The organism is Micromonospora narathiwatensis, from assembly GCF_900089605.1.
In the GTDB taxonomy this organism is placed as follows: domain Bacteria; phylum Actinomycetota; class Actinomycetes; order Mycobacteriales; family Micromonosporaceae; genus Micromonospora; species Micromonospora narathiwatensis.
Genome location: NZ_LT594324.1, coordinates 3,086,534 through 3,104,167, shown reverse-complemented (window position 1 = coordinate 3,104,167; position 17,634 = coordinate 3,086,534). Strand labels below are relative to the sequence as shown.

Here is a 17,634-nt window from a genome sequence, read left to right as displayed (position 1 = left end):
GACATGGTCAGAATCGTGGTGCCCGCCGTCTGGACCCCCCAGGGCCGGACCGACTTCGAGGGCACAGCCGGTCCGCTGGACGAGGTCATCCGCGACTTCGCCGCGTGTCATCCGCAGTTCGCCCGACGGCTGCTCGACGCGGACGGCACACCGTTGCGCTACCTCAACATCTGCCTCGACGACGACATGATCCCCCGCCACCAGCGCGTCGGCGCCACGGTCGGTCCCGACACCGTCGTCACCATCATCTCCCCGATGGCGGGCGGCTGATGGCGACGGGGGATCCGCCGTCGCCCGCCGGGGCGCGGCGGGTGGTCCTGGACGCGTACGGGCCGCCCGAGGTCCTGACGCCGCGCGACACCGACCTGCCGCAGGTGTCCGCCGGCGAGGTCCTCGTCCGCGTCGCCGCTGCCGGCGTCAACGTCGTCGACCTGTACCAGCGAAGCGGCGTCTACCCGGTGTCCCTGCCCTTCACGCCCGGCATCGAGGGCAGCGGCACGGTGCTCCGGGTCGGCGCCGACGTCGCCGGCGTGGCCGTCGGGGACCGGGTCGCCTGGATGGGACAGCCCGGGGCGTACGCCACGCACTGCGTGGTGCCGGCGACGCGACTGGTGCCGGTGCCCGACGGCATGAGCCTGACGGACGCGGCGGCGATCCTCATCCACGGCATGACCGCGCACCTGCTCACCACGGACGTGTATCCGCTCACCGACGGTGCCGTCTGCCTCGTGCACTCGGCCGCCGGTGGCGTCGGCGGAGTGCTCTGCCAGCTGGCCGCCGGGCTCGGCGCGACCGTCATCGGCACGGTGTCCCGGGACGACAAGATCCCGGCGGCGCTGGCCGCCGGCGCGCACCACGTCGTCAACTACCGCGCCACGTCCTTCCCCGGCCGGGTACGGGAACTCACCGGCGGCCGGGGCGCGGACGTGGTGTACGACGCGGTCGGCCGGGACACCTTCGCCGACGGGCTCACCTGCCTGCGACCGGGCGGCGCCATGGTGCTCTACGGCCAGGCCAGCGGGCCGGTCGACCCGGTCGACCCGCAGTTGCTGAACTCGTACGGGTCCCTGTTCCTGACCAAGGCGTCGCTGAGCCACTACGACCGCACCCCGGAGCGTGTGCGCCGGCGCGCCTCGGCCGTCTTCGACGACGTGCTGGCCGGTCGACTGCGGGTCCGCGTCCACGCCGTCTTCCCGCTCGCGGCCGCCGCGGCGGCCCACGAGGAGTTGGCTTCCCGCCGCACGCTCGGCAAGATCCTGCTCGTGCCTTGACCCACGCTCGGGCCGGCCGACCTGGCCGGCCCGACCGTGATCCGGCGCCCGAACCGATGGGAGAAGCCCATGAAGGCCCTGGTGTTGTCCGGAGGATCAGGCACCCGCCTGCGGCCGGTCAGCCACGCGCTGCCCAAACAACTGGTTCCGCTGGCCAACCGGCCACTGCTCGCACACGTCCTGCGCGGTGTCCGCGATCTCGGCATCACCGAGGTGGGCATGGTGGTCGGCGACCACGCGACACAGATCCGGCAGGCGCTGGGGGACGGCGCCGAGCACGGCGTCACCATCACCTACCTGCCGCAGGACGCCCCGCGCGGGCTCGCCCACGCCGTGCGGGTCGCCCGGCCGTACCTCGGCGACGACGACTTCCTGCTCCACCTCGGCGACAACCTGCTGCCCGACGGCCTCGGCGACGGGGCCGCGGAGTTCCGCCGCCGGGGAGGCGGCGCCCACCTGCTCGTCCAGAAGGTCGCCGACCCGCGCCCGTACGGCGTGGTCGAGCTGGACGGGGACGGCCGGGTCGTCCGCCTGGTGGAAAAGCCCCGCCGGCCGCGCAGTGACCTCGCCCTCATCGGAGCGTGCTTCCTCACCCCGGCGATCCACAGCGCCGTCGACGCGATCCGGCCCAGCGCGCGAGGCGAGCTGGAACTGACCGACGCGGTCCAGTGGCTCGTCGACCAGGGGGTGATCGTCCGGGCCACCGAGTACGCCGGGTACTGGCGGGACATCGCCGACAGCGAGGACGTCCTGGCCGGCAACCGACGTCTGCTGGCGACGATCGAGGCGGTACGCGGCGGGGACGTCGACCCGTTCAGCGTCGTCGGCCCCCGGGTGCACATCGAGCCCGGTGCGCGAGTCGTCCGCAGTCACCTTGCGGGGCCGGCGATCGTCGGCGCCGGCTCGGTGATCGAGGACAGCCGTGTGGGGGCCTACACCGCGATCGGCCGTGACTGCGTGATTCGGGGCAGCGAACTGTCCGGTTCCGTGGTCATGGACGGGGCGCGGATCTCGGGCGTGATCCGGCTGACCGACTCGATCATCGGCCGTGCCGCCGAGGTCGGATGCGGTGACCGCCAGGCCGGCTACCGCATCGTCTCCGGCGACCACAGTCGCATCGAGGTGCCCGGGTGAGCGCGCCGTCGATCGCGCCGGCCCCGCGACCGTTCCCGGAGCGGCCGGCCGCGCCGCCGGGGCCGTCCACGGTGTCGTCCGCGGTCACGGCGGCGCTGCACGACCTGCTCGGTGTCGAACTCACCGCCACGGTGCGGCCCACCGGCGACCTGGTCCCGGTGGACTGGCCGGCCGCCGCCGTGCCCGCCGCCTCCGCCGGCCGACGCCGGCAGCCCGACGGGGCGAGCACCGCGCGGGCGACGGGCGACGGACTGACGCTGGAGGTGACGGGCGCGGGCCGGCTGGCGTGCGACGTCGCCGCGGTACGCCCGCGTCCCCTCGGTGACTGGGAGCGCTTGCTGGCCGAGCACGCCGCGCTGGCCCGGGAGGCGATGGGCCTCGCCGGGGAGCGTCACGACACCGCCGCCTGTCGTACCGACGCCGTGCTGCGCTGCCTGCGGGCGCTGCGGCTGCCGACGAGCGTCCCGCTGGTGATCGCTCCGCCGCGCCGGCCGGGTTGGTTGGTGTACGTCTCCGGGACGCTGCGGGTGGCCACCCTCGTCGTGCGCCGGCGGTCGGAGCTGCCGCCGGTGACCCTGGCGTTCCTGACCGACGGCTGACCCTGCCTCGTGTCCGCACCGACCGGCCGCCCGGACACCACCGGGCGGCCGGACCGTTTCCGACGGCCCGTTCACCCGTGACGGCGCCCACGTCCGGCCGGCGCCCGGCCCGACCCGGGGCACGAGGACAGGGGCCGCGCCCGTGCACCGGGCTCGACCCCTGTCGTGGCGGCATCGCCGCCGTCGGTCGCGTGGCGCCGCAGGCGCCGTGGTCCGCCGTCCGGCCCCCTCAGGTCGTTCGACCGCCGGCGGTGCCGGGCAGCGGTCCCACCACGCCGCCGTTCGGTTCGCCGCGCCGTCGGGGCCGGGCCCACCGGCGCATGATCGGCTGCTCGACCACCGCGTAGAGGATCGACGCCAGGACCAGGCAGACCAGATACGTCGCGATCAACACGAGGATGCCGGTGCCCAGGTCGAACGTCACACGGTCGTACATGCCGACCACGCCGTTCTCGCCGCTGAACGCCGCGTGCACCATGAACAGCACGGTGACGTGGATGACGAAGAACGCGTACATCCGTTCGCCCAGCCACACCATCAGCCTGCTGTTGACCAGCGTCCGCTGACCACGTACGTCCGCCGTGGCGAAGGCGGGGATCAGCAGCGCCATCGGGATCAGCGGGACGAACGTGTACCCGTAGAAGATCGGCACGTCGAGGGTGACCAGGTAGGTCCCGACGGCCAGCAGGGAGGCCGGGAGTGCGCGCAGCCCGATCCACCGGCCGGTGAGGACGATCCGCGCCATGAGGATCCCGACCACGAACTCCAACGCCCGGGTCAGCGGGAAGTAGAAACCGAACCAGTGCCGCGGCCAGGAGACCTCCGGGGCGACCATCGACGGCGGGTGGTCCGGCAGGAACGCGTTGGCGATCACCGGGACCAGCGCCGACAGCGCCGTCACGCCGATCGCCCAGGCCCACAGCCGGCTCGGCGCGATCTTCTTGACCAGGAAGTAGAGCAGCGGGAACGCCGCGTACGCGAGCACGTCGATGTTCGCCGACCACATCGGACCGTTCAGATTGTTGAACAGGAACGACTCGGACGGGAACCAGGAGGTGACCAGGAACAGCCCGGCCAGGGCCTCCAACGCCTTGATCGGCACGCCGGTCGGGATCCACAGGGCGAGGATGATCGCGTACACCACCACGTGGTTCGGGAAGAGCTTGAAGAAGCGGCGACGCCAGAACTGCCGGGCGCTGTCCTTCGACGACGCCGTCCAGGTCACCACGAAGCCGGTGAGGACGAAGAAGAAGCCGAGACCGAACATTCCGGCGTTCGCGCCGTAGTGGATGTAGTTGAGGATCACGTTCGGGTCGGTGAACAGGCCGAGCGCGATGCCGTGCGTGATGAACACCGACAGGCCGGCGAGCGCCCGCAGCCCGGTCAGGGACGGCAGGCGGGAGCGTTCTCCGAGCCCTGGCGGGCTCTCCGGCCGCGCTCCGGGTTGTGTGATCGTCATTTTGCTGGCACCTCCGGGTGGGCGACGTCGGTCGGTGGCCGACCGACGGTCGGGAACTGGGGCGATGTGCGACGGGAGAGGCGACGGTGGGCGCCGACCGGCCTGGGTCGGCGCCCACCCGTTGGCCTCGGTGTCCCGCCGGCGGGCGGGACGACGTAGCCGGTGCTCAGGCAGCGGCGCGCGAGTTGCGCAGCACGCGCAGCACCATGCTGGGACGCATCAGCGCCTCCAGCGGGTCGACCAGGCCGGCCGACCGCATGAACTGCTCGGTGACGGCGGCGTCGCGGGTGGCCGCGACCTGGACCCGGTACATGTAGGCCTGCACCAGCTTGAGCATGGGGGTGCGCTGGCCCTCGACGCCGGGGAAGCTCAGGTTGATGCCCTCGGTCATGTCCCAGGCCGGGTCGATGATCCGGCCCACCTGCCGCGTGAACTCCAGCGAGTTCGGCGTGACCCCGCGCCGCAGCTCGTCCCGCAGCGCCAGGGCCTGCAACGCGGCGAGGCTCTGCGCCTGCGCGAACACCGGGTTGGGGGTGCACACGGCGTCGCCGAGCACGACGAGCCGCTCCGGGAACCGGTCCATCCGGTCGTAGCGGCGCCGCAGCGTGGTCGGGAACCGGAACAGCACCGGGTCGTCGAGCGGCTCGGCCTCGATGATCGCCTCGTGGATCTCCTTGGCCGCCAGCGTCTTCACGAAGGCGTTGAAGCCGTCCGGGTCGGTGGGCGGGTGGTCGCCGAGGAGGCCGTACGCGGTCAGCTCCACCAGGCCGCTGTCGGTCTTGGTGAAGATGGCCCCGCGGGGCAGCACCGGGTTCGCCACCGCGATGATCGAGTGGTCGGTGCCGAACGGGTCGGTACGCAGCCGGTAGTGCCGCGTCACGTAGCCCAGGCCGATCTTCGTGCCCTCCTCCTCGACGCGCGGGTAGCCCATGGCCTCCAACCACAACGGGGTACGGGAGCCCCGGCCGGTCGCGTCGACGACCAGATCCGCCTCCAGCGTCTCCTCCGCGCCGCCGTCGCGCCGCTGCACCCGCGCCCCGGTCACCGTCGACCGGTCCGGCGTGGTGGCCAGGCCCGTGATGTCGTACCGCTCCATGAACGTGACGTTGCCGAGCGCCTGCACCCGCTCCCGGAGGTGCGCCTCCATGATCGGGCGGCGGGCGCCCACGTTGGTCAGCCCGGCCCGGATCTGCTTGAGCGGCTTGCCGTTGAAGTACCACCGCACCGTGCCGGACAGGTCGGTCTGCGGGCAGCCGGCGCTGATCATCTGCGCGGTGATCTCGGGGAAGAGTTCCTCCATGGCGCGGGCGCCCCGGGCCAGCAGCCCGTTGATGTGGCGTGCCTGGGGCGCGCCGCGACGCGCCTCGCGTACCCCGAGGAGCTCGTCGCGGTCGACGATGACGACCTCGCGGTAGCTTTCGGACAGCGCGCTGGTGGCGAACAGCGACGTGATGCTGCCACCCAGCACCACGGCGCGTTCTCCGACGAATCTGCTCATGAACGGTCGTCTCCCTTACGTGATGGACGATTTCGGCGACGTCGCGGAAAACCATTTCGGCACCTGGGCGGCGTCGGACCGACATCCAGGCTGGCTCTGTGTGGGATCGTTCCAGCCGGGGCGGTCGCCGGGCATCTCCCTGCCTGCCCTTGCTGGCCTCGTGACCTGCTGGTGGCGGGTGGGTACGGCGATTCGACGGCGGACCGGGAATGCGGTTGCGCGGTCGCCGGAAATTGCGACCGAAAAGGCCGCCGGTCGAATGCCGTCAACGCGCGGCGCCGGGTGCCGGGTCGGGCGGTTGACGATGTTCCCCGGACGGGCCGTCGGGCCCGTCGCCCGCCTCGGTGACGAGTTCTCGCAGCCACGCCGCGGCGGCCCGCAGCGGACCGGTGTCGAGCCGGCAGGGACGCCGCTGGGCGTCCTGCCGTCGCCGGACGAGACCCGCCTGTTCCAGCACCCGCAGGTGCCGACTCACGGCGGGCATGGTTATCGCGAACGGGGCGGCCAGTTCGGTGACGCTGGCCTCGCCGTGGGCGAGCCGGGAGAGGATGGCCCGCCGGGTCGGGTCGGCCAGGGCCGCCATGATTCGACTGAGATCGTCGCTTGCCACAGGTGCTGACCTTCCGTCTTGGGGGTCGGGGCGGCCGGACGGCTGTCGAACGCCCGGTCGCCGACGGAGGGCCACGCCGGTGTCCGGCGCGGCACCGCCGGCCCGCACGGCCGGCGGTCGGGCGATCACGAGGTCGCGGCCTCGGCCAGGAACCGTTCGATCCACTCGGGCCGGGTGGGGTGGACCCGCATCCGGGCGTGCCGGTGCCGGCCGTCGGCCGGAACGGTGGCGTCGATGCCGAGCTTCGCCGTCACCCCGGCGGACGCGGACGGGTCGAGGCCGCTGCCGGCGGCCCGGGGTACGACGAGGACGTCCCGGTCCGCCTGGACCCGGGTGGCCAGCGCCCAGCCGACCTGCTCGTCGTCGTGGATGTCCACGTCGTCGTCGACGACCACCGCGTACTTGACCGCGCCGGGGCCGCCGAGCGTGGCCAGCAGGACGTTCGTCGCCGACCCGTCGGCGCCCTCGCGTACGGACACGACGGCGTGCAGCCGGCACGACCCGGCCTCCGTCAGCCGTACGGCCACCACGTCGGGATGCGCCTGGCGCAGCGTCCTGAGCAGGGCGGCCTCGCGCGGTATCCCGCCGAGCAGGAAGTGCTCACGGCCGCCCGACAGGATCGTCTGGAACACCGCCGCGCCGCGGTGCCAACCCTCGGTCAGCTCGATCACGGGCGCCGGCGCGCTGGGCCCGTACGTGCGGGGGAACTCCCCGAACGGCCCTTCCGGTTCCCGCACGGCGGCGCGGAACCGCCCCGCGAGGACGAACTCCGCGTCGGCGGGCACCGGCAGGCCGTTGGCCGGGCAGCGGGTGACCGGCAGCGGCGTGCCGCGCAGGGCGCTGGCCACCTCGAGGTCGTCCACGGTCCGGCCCGCGCCCGGCACCTGGCTGGCCAGGCCGAGCGGCGGGTCGACGCCCACCACGATCGCCACGTCGAGGTCGAGCCCGCGCCGCTCGGTCGCGGCCAGGATCCGCCGGAGCCGCCCGGGCAGCACGAGGGTGCGCAGGTTCCGCTCGCCGACGGCCAGCATCCGGTTGATCGACAGGCTCGTCGCGGAGGTGGCCGGGTCCCGGACGACGAGCAGGCCCGAGGTCAGGTACCGGCCGGCGTCGTGCTCGTGCTGCACGGTGAGCGGCAGGCGGGACAGCAGGGTGTCGCCGTCGAGCCGGTGGGTGAGCACCGGCGCCTCGGTGTCGGGCACCGGCGCCCAGGGGCGCGGTCGGGTGAGCGCGGCCAGGTAGCGGGTCGTGGTCTCCGGCGCCGGGCAGTCCATCGCCTCGGCGAGGTCGGCGCGGCTGAGCACCAGGTTCCCGGCGAGGGGGAACTCGGCGCCCGCCACGTCACGGAACAGCACCGACCGTCGCCCGTCGAGGCGCTCCAGAACCGCCGAGACCTCCTGGTCGGGGTCCACCCGCGACCGTACCCGGCCCAGCCGGCCCCGGGCGTCCAGGTGCGACAGCCAGGACCGCAGGTTCTGCTCGGCCGGCCACCGCGACGGTGGGTCCGGGGACACGGCGGGCGGGTTCATGACGACTCACCCGCCGGTACGGCGAAGTGGATGTGCTTCAGCTCGGTGAACTGCTCCACCCCGGCCACCCCCCGGGTGCGGCCGACGCCGGAGGACTTGAAGCCTCCGCTGGGGGTCTCCGGGTACGAGTGGTTGTAGCCGTTGACCCACACGGTGCCCGCCTCGATGCCTCGGGCGATCCGCCACGCGCGGTGCACGTCGCGGGTCCACACGCTCGCCGCCAGGCCGTACTCCGTCGCGTTGACCAGCCGTACCGCCTCGGCCTCGTCGTCGAACGGCTCCACCGTCACGACCGGCGCGAACAGCTCCCGCTGGACGACCGGCGACTCCGGTGTCACCGCCGAGACGACGGCCGGCCGCACGAAGTACCCGGGCAGGCCGTCGAGGTGGACGCGCTGGCCGCCGTGCACCTCGTGTCGTGCGCGCGCGTCGGCCAGCGTCCGCGCCAACCGTTCGCCGGCCGCCGGTGACACCAGCGGCCCCATGCCGGTGGCGGGGTCGCCGGGGTGGCCGACCCGGACGTGGTCCAGCCCGTCGGTGAGCCCTTCGAGCACGTCCCGGTACGCCGGCCGGGCCACCAGCACGCGGGTGCAGGCCATGCACATCTGCCCGGCGGTCACCACCGCCGCCCGTACCGCCGCGGCGACCGCGGCCGGCACGTCCGCGTCGGCGCAGACGACCAGCGCTCCCTTGCCGCCGAGTTCGAGCAGGGTGCGTTTCATGCCGGTCCCCGCCGCCCGCAGGATCTCCGTGCCCACCCCGGTCGAACCGGTGAACGCGACGGCCCGCACCAGCGGGTGCGCGACGACGGCGCGCCCGACCTCGGGCCCACCGACGACGAGGTGGGCGACGTCGTCGGGCAGGCCCGCCGCGCGGCCGAGAGCCAGCACCCGGCCGGTGACGAGGGTGGTCTGCGGCGCCGGCTTGACCAGCGCGGTCACCCCGGCGGCCAGGGCCGGCGCGAGATCCCGCAGGAGCAGCAGCATCGGCCAGTTCCACGGGACGACGAACGCGGTGACGCCGACGGGCTGCCGCGCGACGTGCGCCACGGTGCCGTCGGGCAGGGTGCCGGCGACGCCGCCGAGGTGCCGGGCGAGTCCCGCGTTGTAGGTCAGCGCGTCCACGCAGGCCCGGATCTCCTGGTGGGCCTCGGCGACGGTCTTGCCGGTCTCGGTCACCAGCGCCTCGGCCAGCTCGTCGGCGTGCGCCGTGAGCGCCTCGCCCCACCCGTGCAGGACGGCGGCGCGGCGACGGCCGTCGGTCGCCCAGGGGCCGCGCAGCGCCGCGTCGGCCCGCGCCGCGGCCTCGTCGAGTTCCGCGGTGGCCGTGACCGCGACCGGGGACAGCGGGACGAGGGTCGCCGGGTCGACCGGTCGGGCGTGGCTTTCCCCCGTCGCCGCCGCCTCGGGCCTCATGTGAACACCTGCCCGCCGTCGACGACGACCGTCTGGCCGGTGACGAACGACGACGCCGGGGAGGCCAGCCAGAGCAGGGCGCCGACCAGGTCGTCGGCCTGCATCGGCCGGGGCAGGGACCGGGCGCGGGCCGCCGCCGCGAGGTACGTCTCCGTGTTCAGCGTCCGGCTGGCGTCGTTGTCCACCAGGCCGGGGGCGACCGCGTTGACCCGTACGTTGTGCTCGCCGAGTTCCCGGGCCGCCGCGCGGGTCAGCCCCTCGACCGCCGCCTTGGAGGCCACGTAGTGGGCGAAACCGACGGCGCCGGTACGCCCCACCACCGAGGACACGTTGACGATGCTTCCGCCGCCGGAGTCCACCATGGCCGGGGCCACCGCCTTGATGCCCAGCCAGGTGCCCCGGACGTTGACCGCGAACACCTGGTCCCACTCCTCGACGACCAGCTCGGTCAGCGGCCGCTTGCCGCTGAGCGCCCGGTAGACGGCGGCGTTGTTGACCAGCACGTCCAGGCGGCCGAACTCCGCGATCGTCCGCTCCACCACGAGCTGCCAGTCGGACTGCGAGGTGACGTCGGCGGGTGCGAAGACCGCCCGCCCGGGCCCGGTCCGGCTCGCCGTACGGGTCGTCTCCAGCGCCTGCCGGGCCGTGCGGAGCAGGTCGACGGCGACCACGTTCGCGCCGGTGGCCGCGAAGGCCCGCACGTACGCGCCGCCGATCTCGGCGCCGGCCCCGGTCACCACGACCGTACGGCCGGCCAGACCGGCCGGGGCCGGCGCGGCGCTCGCCGGGAGGTTGCTCATCGGGTCGTCTCCGTTCGGTCAGGGGCGCCGGGCCCGGCGGCGGTGTCCGCGAGGGCGTCGTAGCCGCCGCCGGTGAGCCGCCGACGCAGGATCTTGCCGACGGGGGAGCGGGGTATCCGGTCCACGGCGATCACCCGCTTGGGGCGTTTCAGCGACGGCAGCCCGGAGGAGTCGCGGATGAAGTGCTGCACCTCCCGGACGGCCCGGGCGGGGTCGGCCCCGGTGCGGGGGACGACGAACGCCGTCACGGTCTGCCCCCACCGTTCGTCGGGGAGCCCGACCACGACGTTGTCGGCGACGGCGGGGCAGGCCGCGAGTGCCGCCTCGATGTCGGCCGGGTAGATGTTCTCGCCCCCGGAGATGATCATGTCGTCGACGCGGCCCTGGTACCACAGGTTCCCGTCCTCGTCGCGGATCGCGAGGTCGCCGGTGTGGTACCAGCCGCCGCGGATCGCCGTCCGGTCGGCGTCCGGGCGTCTCCAGTAGCCGGCGAACGCCTCGGGGGAGTCCATCGAGGCGATCACCTGGCCCGGCTCGCCCGGCGCCACGACGTCCGTGGGTCCGGCGCCCTCGTCGGTGGCGATGACGCGCACCCGGGAGAACAGACCCGCGCGTCCGGCGCTGCCGGGCCGCGCCGCCACGTCCGGCTCCACGGTGAACGTGAAGATCTCCGTGCTGCCGTAGTGGTTGACGAACGACCGGGGACGGACGGCTTCGACGAGGCGGCCGGCGAGGTCCGGGGTCATCGGCGCCCCGGCGTACCCGAGTCGGCGCAGCGAGGTGAGCTCGGGCAGCCGGCCCGTCCGCAGCAGCGACCAGTAGATGGTGGGCACCAGGTACAGCGCGGTGACGCCCTCGCGGGTGATGAGGTCCGACGACTCGTCGGCGTCGAAGCGGCGCTGGGGCACCCAGGTGCCGCCGGTGAGGACGCTGGCCAGCAGGGTGCGTACGCCCATGGTGTGGAACAGCGGCATCACGCCGAGCGTCACGTCGTCGCCGCGCTGCCCGGACTGCAGGACGTGCGCCACGGTGGCGGCGTGCTCGGCGGCGTGGGTCCGGGGAACCCCCTTCGGGCGTCCCGTCGTGCCCGAGGTGTAGAGCAGCACGCTCAGTTGGCGGTCGACGATGCCGACGGAGAGCGGCCCGTCGGGCTGGCCCTGGACGAGCGGCGCCAGGGCCACGCTGCCCGGCGCCGCGTCGTCCGGGTCACCGGTGTGCGCCGACGCCGGGGGGCCGGGCAGCGCGGCCCGTGCCTGGGCGGACAGATCGGACGTGGTGGCGTCGGTGACGACCAGCGCGGGGGAGCAGTCCCGCAGGCAGTGTTCGACCTCGGCGAGGCCGAACCGGGTGGACAGCGGCACCGCGACCGCGCCGAGCTTCTGCACCGCCAGGTAGCAGCTGGCCAGTTCCGTCCCGTTGCCCATGTGGAGCACCACCCGGTGGGCGCGGCGGACCCCGAGGTCCGCCAGCGCCCGGGCCAGCTGGTTGGTGTACGCGTCCCACTGGCGGAAGGTCATCGGCCGCGCCCCGCCGACGGCCCGCCGATGCGGGTGGCGCTCGGCGCTCCACGCCAACATCCGTCCGATGTCCATCAGGTCACCCGAGGTTCTCGACGGCCTGGCGGATCCGGCTCAGGCCCTCGTCGAGGACGTCGTCCGGAACGGCGTACGTGATCCGTACGTGTCCCTCGCCCCGGTCGCCGAACGCCGTCCCGGCGACGACTCCCACCGAGTAGCGGTCGATCAGGTGGTCGGTGAACTGCTGCGCGGTCAACCCCGTGCCGCGGATGTCCGGGAAGACGTAGAACGAGCCGTCCGGGGTCGGGCAGCTGATACCGGGAATGGCGTTGAGCGCCGCGACCGCCCGGTCCCGCTTGGCGCGCAGGCGCTCGCGGGTGGCGATGACGTGGTCCTGCGGGCCGGTGAGCGCCGCCAGGGCGGCCAACTGCACGAACGCCGGCACGTTGGTCACCGAGTTCTGCTGGAAGATGTCCATCGCGGTGATCAGGTCCCGGTTCGCGACGCACCAGCCGATCCGGAAGCCGGTCATGATGTAGCTCTTACTGAACGTGTCCACCAGGAGCGTCCGGTCGGCCATCCCCTCGACGGCGGCGATGGTGTGGTGCTCGGCGGGCGGATACACCATGTGGCTGAAGATCTCGTCCGAGATCACCATCACGTCGTTCCGCCGGCACAGCTCGCTGATCTCGGCCAGCCGGTCGACGGTCATGCCGTTGGGCCGCTGCGGGGTGTTGATGATCAGAACCTTGGTGCGCTCGTTCATCAGCCGCGCGAGGTGGTCGATGTCGAAGTGGAAGTCCGGCTCGACCAGCGGCGCGTAGACGACCCGCCCGCCGGCGTAGGTGATCCAGAACTCGTCCGGCGGATAGCCCGGGTTGGGGAAGATCACCTCGTCGCCGTTGTCGATGAGCGTGAGCAGGCTCTGCGTCAGGGCGTGCTTGGCGCCCATGGTCACCAGCACCTCCTCGCGTACGGTCGGCCGGCCCCGCCGCGTGGCCTCCTCGGCGATGGCGTCGCGCAGCTCGGGCAGGCCGGGGCCGGGCACGTAGCGCACGTGCCCGTCGTGCACCGCCTTGGCGCAGGCGTCGAGAATGTGCGGCGCCGGACGGAACTCCTCGCCCTGGAAGTCGCCCTTCTCCAGGTGGATGACCCGGTTACCGGTCTCCCGTTCGAGTTGCTCGGCGCGGCGCATCGACGCCCACTGCTTCGGCAGGACGAAGTGGCTGGTCCTGCTGGACAGGGGGTTTCGCGCGGTCGGCGGTGGGGTGTTCGGCGTGGTCACCCGAGATCACACTCCTCGTGTCGGGGCAGGGATGGGACGCCGCTCGGTCCACGGGTGGCGACGTGCGGCTCACGATTCCAACTGCCGCCTCGGGTAGGCATCTCTGTACGTGCGCACGTCGTCGCGGACCGTGCTGTCGCGCGTCGGGTCCGGACCGGCCCGACCTCCTCCCCGCGGCCGGCTCCGGCCTCGGCCGTACGCGCAGGTGTGGCTGACCCGCGCCGCACTCCGGAAGATGCGACGGCCCCGTACCCGGTGCCACGGTCATGGGCGACGTCAATGCCTTCGGCATGACCGGAGCGTTACCCGCGGTGAGTCGAGGGGCGACCGGGCGTTCGAAATCCGCTGATGGACGGCAACCACGAGGAGAAGACGTGCAGCCATTCACGATCAATATCCGGCAGACCGAACTCGACGACCTGCGCCGCCGGCTGGCGCAGACCCGGTGGTCGCCGGACCTGCCCGAGACCGGCTGGGCGCGCGGTGTGCCTCTGGCGTACCTGAAGGAGCTGGTCGCCCACTGGCTGACCAGCTACGACTGGCGACTGGCGGAGTCGCAGCTCAACCGGCTGCCGCAGTTCACCACGACCATCGACGGCGCCAACGTGCACTTCGCGCACGTCCGCTCGCCCGAGCCGGACGCGCTGCCGCTGATCCTGACGCACGGCTGGCCGGGGTCGGTGGCGGAGTTCCTGAACGTGGTGGGCCCGCTGACCAACCCGGTCGCGTACGGCGGCTCCGCCTCGGACGCGTTCCATTTGGTCATCCCGTCGATTCCAGGCTTCGGTTTCTCCGGTCCGCTGTCCGCCCCCGGCTGGAGCGTCGACCGCGTCGGTGCCGCCTGGGTGGAGCTGATGCGCCGCCTCGGCTACGAGCGCTACGGCGCCCAGGGCGGGGACTTCGGCTCGCCGATCTCCCTCGCGGTGGGCCGGCTCGACCCCGAGCGCGTCGTCGGCGTGCACTGCAACATGCTCACCGTCTTCCCGTCGGGCGACCCCGCCGAACTGGCCGGGCTCGGCGAGCAGGACATGGCCCGGCTGGGCCGGCTCGCCAGCTTCGACGCCGACGGCTCCGGCTACCGGAAGCTGCTGTCGACCCGTCCCCAGACGGTCTCCTACGCGCTCAACGACTCGCCGGCCGGCCAGCTGGCCTGGATCGTCGAACGGTTCAAGGAGTGGACGGACGCCGAACTGCCCGACGAGGTCATCGACCGCGATCTGCTCCTGACCAACGTGATGATCTACTGGCTGACCAACACCGCGGGCTCGTCGGCCCAGATGTACCGCGAGGTCACCGAGGAGCAGCGCAAGGCGACCGAGGACCCGAACGGGGAGATGCTGAGCGGTTACCGGGAGCAGCCCCTGACCGTGCCGCTCGGCGTGGCGGTCTTTCCGCAGGACTGCATCGTCCCGATCCGCCGGCTCGCCGACCGGGACTTCCCGACCATCACCCACTGGTCGGAGTTCGACCGGGGCGGGCACTTCCCCGCCATGGAGGTGCCCGAGCTGTTCGTCGGCGACCTCCGGACCTTCTTCGGGTCGCTGCGCGACGCCTCCTGAGGCCGGCGGCGGGACCGCTTCGCGCGAACCGGGATCGGGACCGCCGCTTCCGATCCGGCCACCCCGTTCCGCACCGTCGCGGTCCCGCCGGCGGTCCGCCGCACCCGGGCACGGCTGCGGTCCAACCGCACGCCGAGGGGCCGCTTCGTACAGGTGACATTCATCGACGGAAGGACCCAACGTGACGACAGTTGACATGGGCGCCCGGGCGGGCCGCAGGGAGTGGATGGCGCTCGCCGTCCTGTGCCTGCCGACCCTGCTCACCACGGTGGACATCAGCGTCCTGATCCTCGCGCTGCCCAGGCTCGCCACCGACCTCGGGGCCAGCGGCACCCAGCAGCTCTGGGTGACCGACATCTACGGTTTCATGATCGCCGGCTTCCTCGTTCTCATGGGCACCCTCGGCGACCGGGTCGGTCACCGCAACGTGCTGCTCGGCGGCGCCGTCGGCTTCATGGTCGCGTCGCTGCTGGCGGCGTACTCGACCTCGATCGAGATGCTCCTGGCCTCCCGGGCCCTCCTCGGCATCTCGGCGGCGACGGTCATGCCGTGCGTGCTCGCCCTGATCGCCCAGCTCTTTCCCAACCCGGCGCAGATGGGCGCCGCCATGGGCGTCTGGGGCACCGCCATCATGCTCGGCGTGATCCTCGGCCCGGTGGTCGGCGGCCTGCTGCTCGGCTCCTTCTGGTGGGGCTCGATCTTCCTGATGGGCGTCCCCGTCATGGCGCTGCTGCTGCTGGTCGGGCCGGGGTTGCTGCCCGCCGCGCGCCATCCCCACCCGGGCCGACTCGACCCGCTCAGCGCGCTGCTCACGCTCGCCGCGCTCCTGCCGGTGGTCTACGGCCTCAAGGAGATCGCGCGCGCCGGCTGGGCGCCCACGGCCATCGGGGCCGTCGTCGTCGGGCTGGCCTTCGGCCTGATGTTCGTCCACCGCCAGCGGCACCTCACCCACCCGATGCTGGACCTCGCGCTGTTCCGCAACCCGGTGGTGAGCACCATCGTCCTGCTGGGCCTGGCGTTCGGCTTCATCACCGCGGGCGCCGGTCTCGTCTCCACCCTCTACATGCAGCTCGTGGAGGGCCTGACGCCGCTGAAGGTCGCCCTGTGGATGCTCATCCCCGCCGGCGCGATGATCGTCGGCGGCAACATCGGGCCGGCCCTCGCCCGTACCGTGCGCCCCGCGTACGTCCTGGCCGCCGGCATGGTCCTCGCGGCGGTCGGTGCGCTGGTCATCACCCAGGTCAGCGTCTCCGGCGGGCTCGCCACCCTGCTCGTCGGCCTGGTCATCATGTACGTCGGCGGCAGCCCCAGCGCCACCCTGGCCAACGCCGTGCTGATGTCCTCGACGCCGCCGGAGAAGGCGGGCGCAGCCGGCTCGCTGTCGTCCACCGGTGGGGAACTCGGCGTCGCGCTCGGCGTCGCCGTCCTCGGCAGCGTCGCCGGGGCCGTCTACGGTTCCGCGGTCGAGGTGCCGGCCGCGGTGCCTCCGGAGGCGGCGATCCCGGCGGGGGAGAGCATCGTCGGCGCGGCGGCGGTGGCGGACACCCTGCCCGCGCCCGTGGCGGCGGAGCTGCTCGACTCGGCCCGCGAGGCGTTCACCCAGGCCCTGCACGGCGCCAGCCTGATCAACCTCGTGCTGTTCCTCGCCGTCGCGGTCCTCCTGGCCACCCGGCTCAAGAGCGTGCCACCCACGGGTACGGGCCACCCCGGCATGCCGCCGGAGGCCGCGCCGCCCGCCCCCTGACTCCGTTTCCGCGAGCCGTCCCCGGCCCGCACCCCGCCGAAACGGGTGCCCGCCGCCCGACGAACAGAGGAAAGATGCCATGCCCCGTCGAAGAAGAATCCGCACCGTCGCCCTGGGGGTGGCGGCCGTGCTGGCCGCGCTCGCCCTCGTCACCGCCCTCGCTCCGAGTCCTGCCTCCGCCCGTGGGCCGAAGGTCGCCGTCTGCATCGCGCCGACCGTGCGCAGCGGTGTCGAGGTCAACGCCACGGTGCCGAAGCGGACCGCGGACATCCTCGTCCGCCGCACCGCCTCGTACCTCGGCGTCTGCGCCTCCTACGGTCAGTCGACGAAGATGGGCAAGGGGACGATCCGGGCGTTCTCCCAGTCCCGGAACGGGGTCCCGGACACCATCGGCCTGGTGATGAGCGACGACGCGCTCAAGGGTCTGCCGAACCACCCGCCGACGGCGGGACTGTGGTGCTACGACCTCAACGGTGACGGCAAGATCGACCAGCACACCGAGTGCACCGGCGGGTACGAGTACCCGCTGCAGCTCAGCAAGCAGTTCCGTACCCGGGTGGACACCCCCTTCCAGTACGTGCTGATGAACTGGAATCCGGCGGGGCACATGCCCGAGCACATCTATGACCGGCCCCACTTCGACGTGCACTTCTACATGAATTCCAACGAGGAGCGGCTGGCCATCCGCCCCGGACCGTGTGGCATGCTCGTCAACTGCGAGGACTTCGAGGTCGGCGCCAAGCCCATCCCCGCGCGGTACATGCCGGCCGACTACAGCGACTTCGGCGCGGTCGAGCCCGGCATGGGCAACCACCTGATCGACCTGACCGGGCCGGAGCTGAACGGGGAGCCCTTCCGGCACACGTTCATCTACGGCTCGTACGGTGGGCGGCTGACCTTCTACGAGCCCATGATCACCGAGGACTGGTACCGGCGCGTGGCCTCCGGTTCCGAGGCCGGCGGCTGCTTCCCGATCAAGCAGCCGAAGGCGTGGCAGACCGCCGGCTGGTACCCGACCAGGTACTGCGTGCGCCACCGGGACAACCGGTCGGAGCTCGTGACCACCCTGGAGGGTTTCGTGCACCGCAAGAAGGGCTGAGCCGTACGGTCGGCCGGTGGTGGCGCGACGGCGGGGTCGCGTCGCCACCGGCCGACCGGGCGGGGCGTCCGCTCGTCATCGTGATCGGTACGCCCGCCTTCGGTATGCTCACCGC

At 73.0% G+C, this 17,634-nt stretch carries 15 protein-coding genes; 7 read left to right on the top strand and 8 right to left on the bottom strand.

Features of this window, described 5'->3' with window-relative positions; translation table 11 throughout:
- The first annotated feature begins 3 nt into the window (after positions 1–3).
- The 4 genes from GA0070621_RS13325 (at position 4) to GA0070621_RS13310 (ending at position 3,004) form a co-directional block, all read left to right on the top strand.
- Entirely contained in the window at positions 4–270 is a 267-nt protein-coding gene (locus GA0070621_RS13325) for a ubiquitin family protein (protein ID WP_091195260.1), read from the top strand.
- The gene (locus GA0070621_RS13320) at positions 270–1,271 is read left to right on the top strand and encodes a quinone oxidoreductase family protein (protein WP_091195258.1); all 1,002 of its coding nucleotides are present in this window, start codon (positions 270–272) and stop codon (positions 1,269–1,271) included. The genes GA0070621_RS13325 and GA0070621_RS13320 overlap by 1 nt, the downstream gene beginning before the upstream one ends.
- Before the next feature lie 69 nt (positions 1,272–1,340).
- On the top strand, positions 1,341–2,405 hold the full coding sequence (locus GA0070621_RS13315; RefSeq protein WP_091195255.1) for a glucose-1-phosphate thymidylyltransferase: 1,065 nt from the start codon (positions 1,341–1,343) through the stop codon (positions 2,403–2,405).
- On the top strand, positions 2,402–3,004 hold the full coding sequence (locus tag GA0070621_RS13310; RefSeq protein ID WP_091195252.1) for a hypothetical protein: 603 nt from the start codon (positions 2,402–2,404) through the stop codon (positions 3,002–3,004). The genes GA0070621_RS13315 and GA0070621_RS13310 overlap by 4 nt, the downstream gene beginning before the upstream one ends.
- 229 nt (positions 3,005–3,233) lie before the next feature.
- Here GA0070621_RS13310 and GA0070621_RS13305 read toward each other — a convergent pair whose 3' ends face one another.
- From GA0070621_RS13305 to GA0070621_RS13270, 8 genes are all read right to left on the bottom strand, one after another.
- Complete coding sequence (locus GA0070621_RS13305; protein WP_091195250.1) at positions 3,234–4,463, bottom strand: acyltransferase family protein; 1,230 nt, start codon at positions 4,461–4,463, stop codon at positions 3,234–3,236.
- A 166-nt stretch (positions 4,464–4,629) separates the two neighbouring features.
- Positions 4,630–5,961 carry an FAD-dependent oxidoreductase gene (locus GA0070621_RS13300; protein WP_091195247.1) on the bottom strand — a complete coding sequence of 444 codons (1,332 nt, stop codon included), beginning with the start codon at positions 5,959–5,961 and terminating at the stop codon, positions 4,630–4,632.
- 265 nt (positions 5,962–6,226) lie between these two features.
- The gene (locus GA0070621_RS13295; protein WP_091195244.1) at positions 6,227–6,544 is read right to left on the bottom strand and encodes an ArsR/SmtB family transcription factor; all 318 of its coding nucleotides are present in this window, start codon (positions 6,542–6,544) and stop codon (positions 6,227–6,229) included.
- A gap of 152 nt (positions 6,545–6,696) precedes the next feature.
- Positions 6,697–8,100, bottom strand: a complete 1,404-nt coding sequence (locus tag GA0070621_RS13290; protein ID WP_091195241.1) for a UbiD family decarboxylase — start codon at positions 8,098–8,100, stop codon at positions 6,697–6,699.
- Positions 8,097–9,515 (bottom strand): aldehyde dehydrogenase family protein, encoded by a 1,419-nt coding sequence (locus GA0070621_RS13285; protein ID WP_091195238.1) that lies wholly within the window; start codon positions 9,513–9,515, stop codon positions 8,097–8,099. Before GA0070621_RS13285 ends, GA0070621_RS13290 begins: the two co-directional genes overlap by 4 nt.
- Positions 9,512–10,315 carry an SDR family NAD(P)-dependent oxidoreductase gene (locus GA0070621_RS13280; RefSeq protein WP_091195234.1) on the bottom strand — a complete coding sequence of 268 codons (804 nt, stop codon included), beginning with the start codon at positions 10,313–10,315 and terminating at the stop codon, positions 9,512–9,514. The genes GA0070621_RS13285 and GA0070621_RS13280 overlap by 4 nt, the downstream gene beginning before the upstream one ends.
- The gene (locus GA0070621_RS13275; RefSeq protein WP_091195231.1) at positions 10,312–11,907 is read right to left on the bottom strand and encodes a class I adenylate-forming enzyme family protein; all 1,596 of its coding nucleotides are present in this window, start codon (positions 11,905–11,907) and stop codon (positions 10,312–10,314) included. Before GA0070621_RS13275 ends, GA0070621_RS13280 begins: the two co-directional genes overlap by 4 nt.
- A 4-nt stretch (positions 11,908–11,911) precedes the next feature.
- Positions 11,912–13,117 carry a pyridoxal phosphate-dependent aminotransferase gene (locus GA0070621_RS13270; RefSeq protein ID WP_091195228.1) on the bottom strand — a complete coding sequence of 402 codons (1,206 nt, stop codon included), beginning with the start codon at positions 13,115–13,117 and terminating at the stop codon, positions 11,912–11,914.
- Between the two features lie 374 nt (positions 13,118–13,491).
- On the opposite strand from GA0070621_RS13270, the gene GA0070621_RS13265 reads away from it, so the two are divergent.
- The 3 genes from GA0070621_RS13265 (at position 13,492) to GA0070621_RS13255 (ending at position 17,519) form a co-directional block, all read left to right on the top strand.
- The gene (locus GA0070621_RS13265) at positions 13,492–14,676 is read left to right on the top strand and encodes an epoxide hydrolase family protein (RefSeq protein WP_091195224.1); all 1,185 of its coding nucleotides are present in this window, start codon (positions 13,492–13,494) and stop codon (positions 14,674–14,676) included.
- 181 nt (positions 14,677–14,857) lie between these two features.
- Positions 14,858–16,420 (top strand): MFS transporter, encoded by a 1,563-nt coding sequence (locus tag GA0070621_RS13260; protein ID WP_091195222.1) that lies wholly within the window; start codon positions 14,858–14,860, stop codon positions 16,418–16,420.
- Positions 16,421–16,499: 79 nt separating this feature from the next.
- Positions 16,500–17,519, top strand: a complete 1,020-nt coding sequence (locus tag GA0070621_RS13255; protein ID WP_157739965.1) for a hypothetical protein — start codon at positions 16,500–16,502, stop codon at positions 17,517–17,519.
- Positions 17,520–17,634: the final 115 nt, after the last annotated feature.

Bases quoted from the DNA above. Each gene is read 5' to 3' on its own strand.
- GA0070621_RS13325 (WP_091195260.1), top strand. From the start codon at position 4: ATGGTCAGAATCGTGGTGCCCGCCGTCTGGACCCCCCAGGGCCGGACC.
- GA0070621_RS13320 (WP_091195258.1), top strand. From the start codon at position 270: ATGGCGACGGGGGATCCGCCGTCGCCCGCCGGGGCGCGGCGGGTGGTC.
- GA0070621_RS13315 (WP_091195255.1), top strand. From the start codon at position 1,341: ATGAAGGCCCTGGTGTTGTCCGGAGGATCAGGCACCCGCCTGCGGCCG.
- GA0070621_RS13305 (WP_091195250.1), bottom strand. From the start codon at position 4,463: ATGACGATCACACAACCCGGAGCGCGGCCGGAGAGCCCGCCAGGGCTC.
- GA0070621_RS13300 (WP_091195247.1), bottom strand. From the start codon at position 5,961: ATGAGCAGATTCGTCGGAGAACGCGCCGTGGTGCTGGGTGGCAGCATC.
- GA0070621_RS13295 (WP_091195244.1), bottom strand. From the start codon at position 6,544: ATGGCGGCCCTGGCCGACCCGACCCGGCGGGCCATCCTCTCCCGGCTC.
- GA0070621_RS13290 (WP_091195241.1), bottom strand. From the start codon at position 8,100: ATGAACCCGCCCGCCGTGTCCCCGGACCCACCGTCGCGGTGGCCGGCC.
- GA0070621_RS13285 (WP_091195238.1), bottom strand. From the start codon at position 9,515: ATGAGGCCCGAGGCGGCGGCGACGGGGGAAAGCCACGCCCGACCGGTC.
- GA0070621_RS13280 (WP_091195234.1), bottom strand. From the start codon at position 10,315: ATGAGCAACCTCCCGGCGAGCGCCGCGCCGGCCCCGGCCGGTCTGGCC.
- GA0070621_RS13275 (WP_091195231.1), bottom strand. From the start codon at position 11,907: ATGGACATCGGACGGATGTTGGCGTGGAGCGCCGAGCGCCACCCGCAT.
- GA0070621_RS13255 (WP_157739965.1), top strand. From the start codon at position 16,500: ATGCCCCGTCGAAGAAGAATCCGCACCGTCGCCCTGGGGGTGGCGGCC.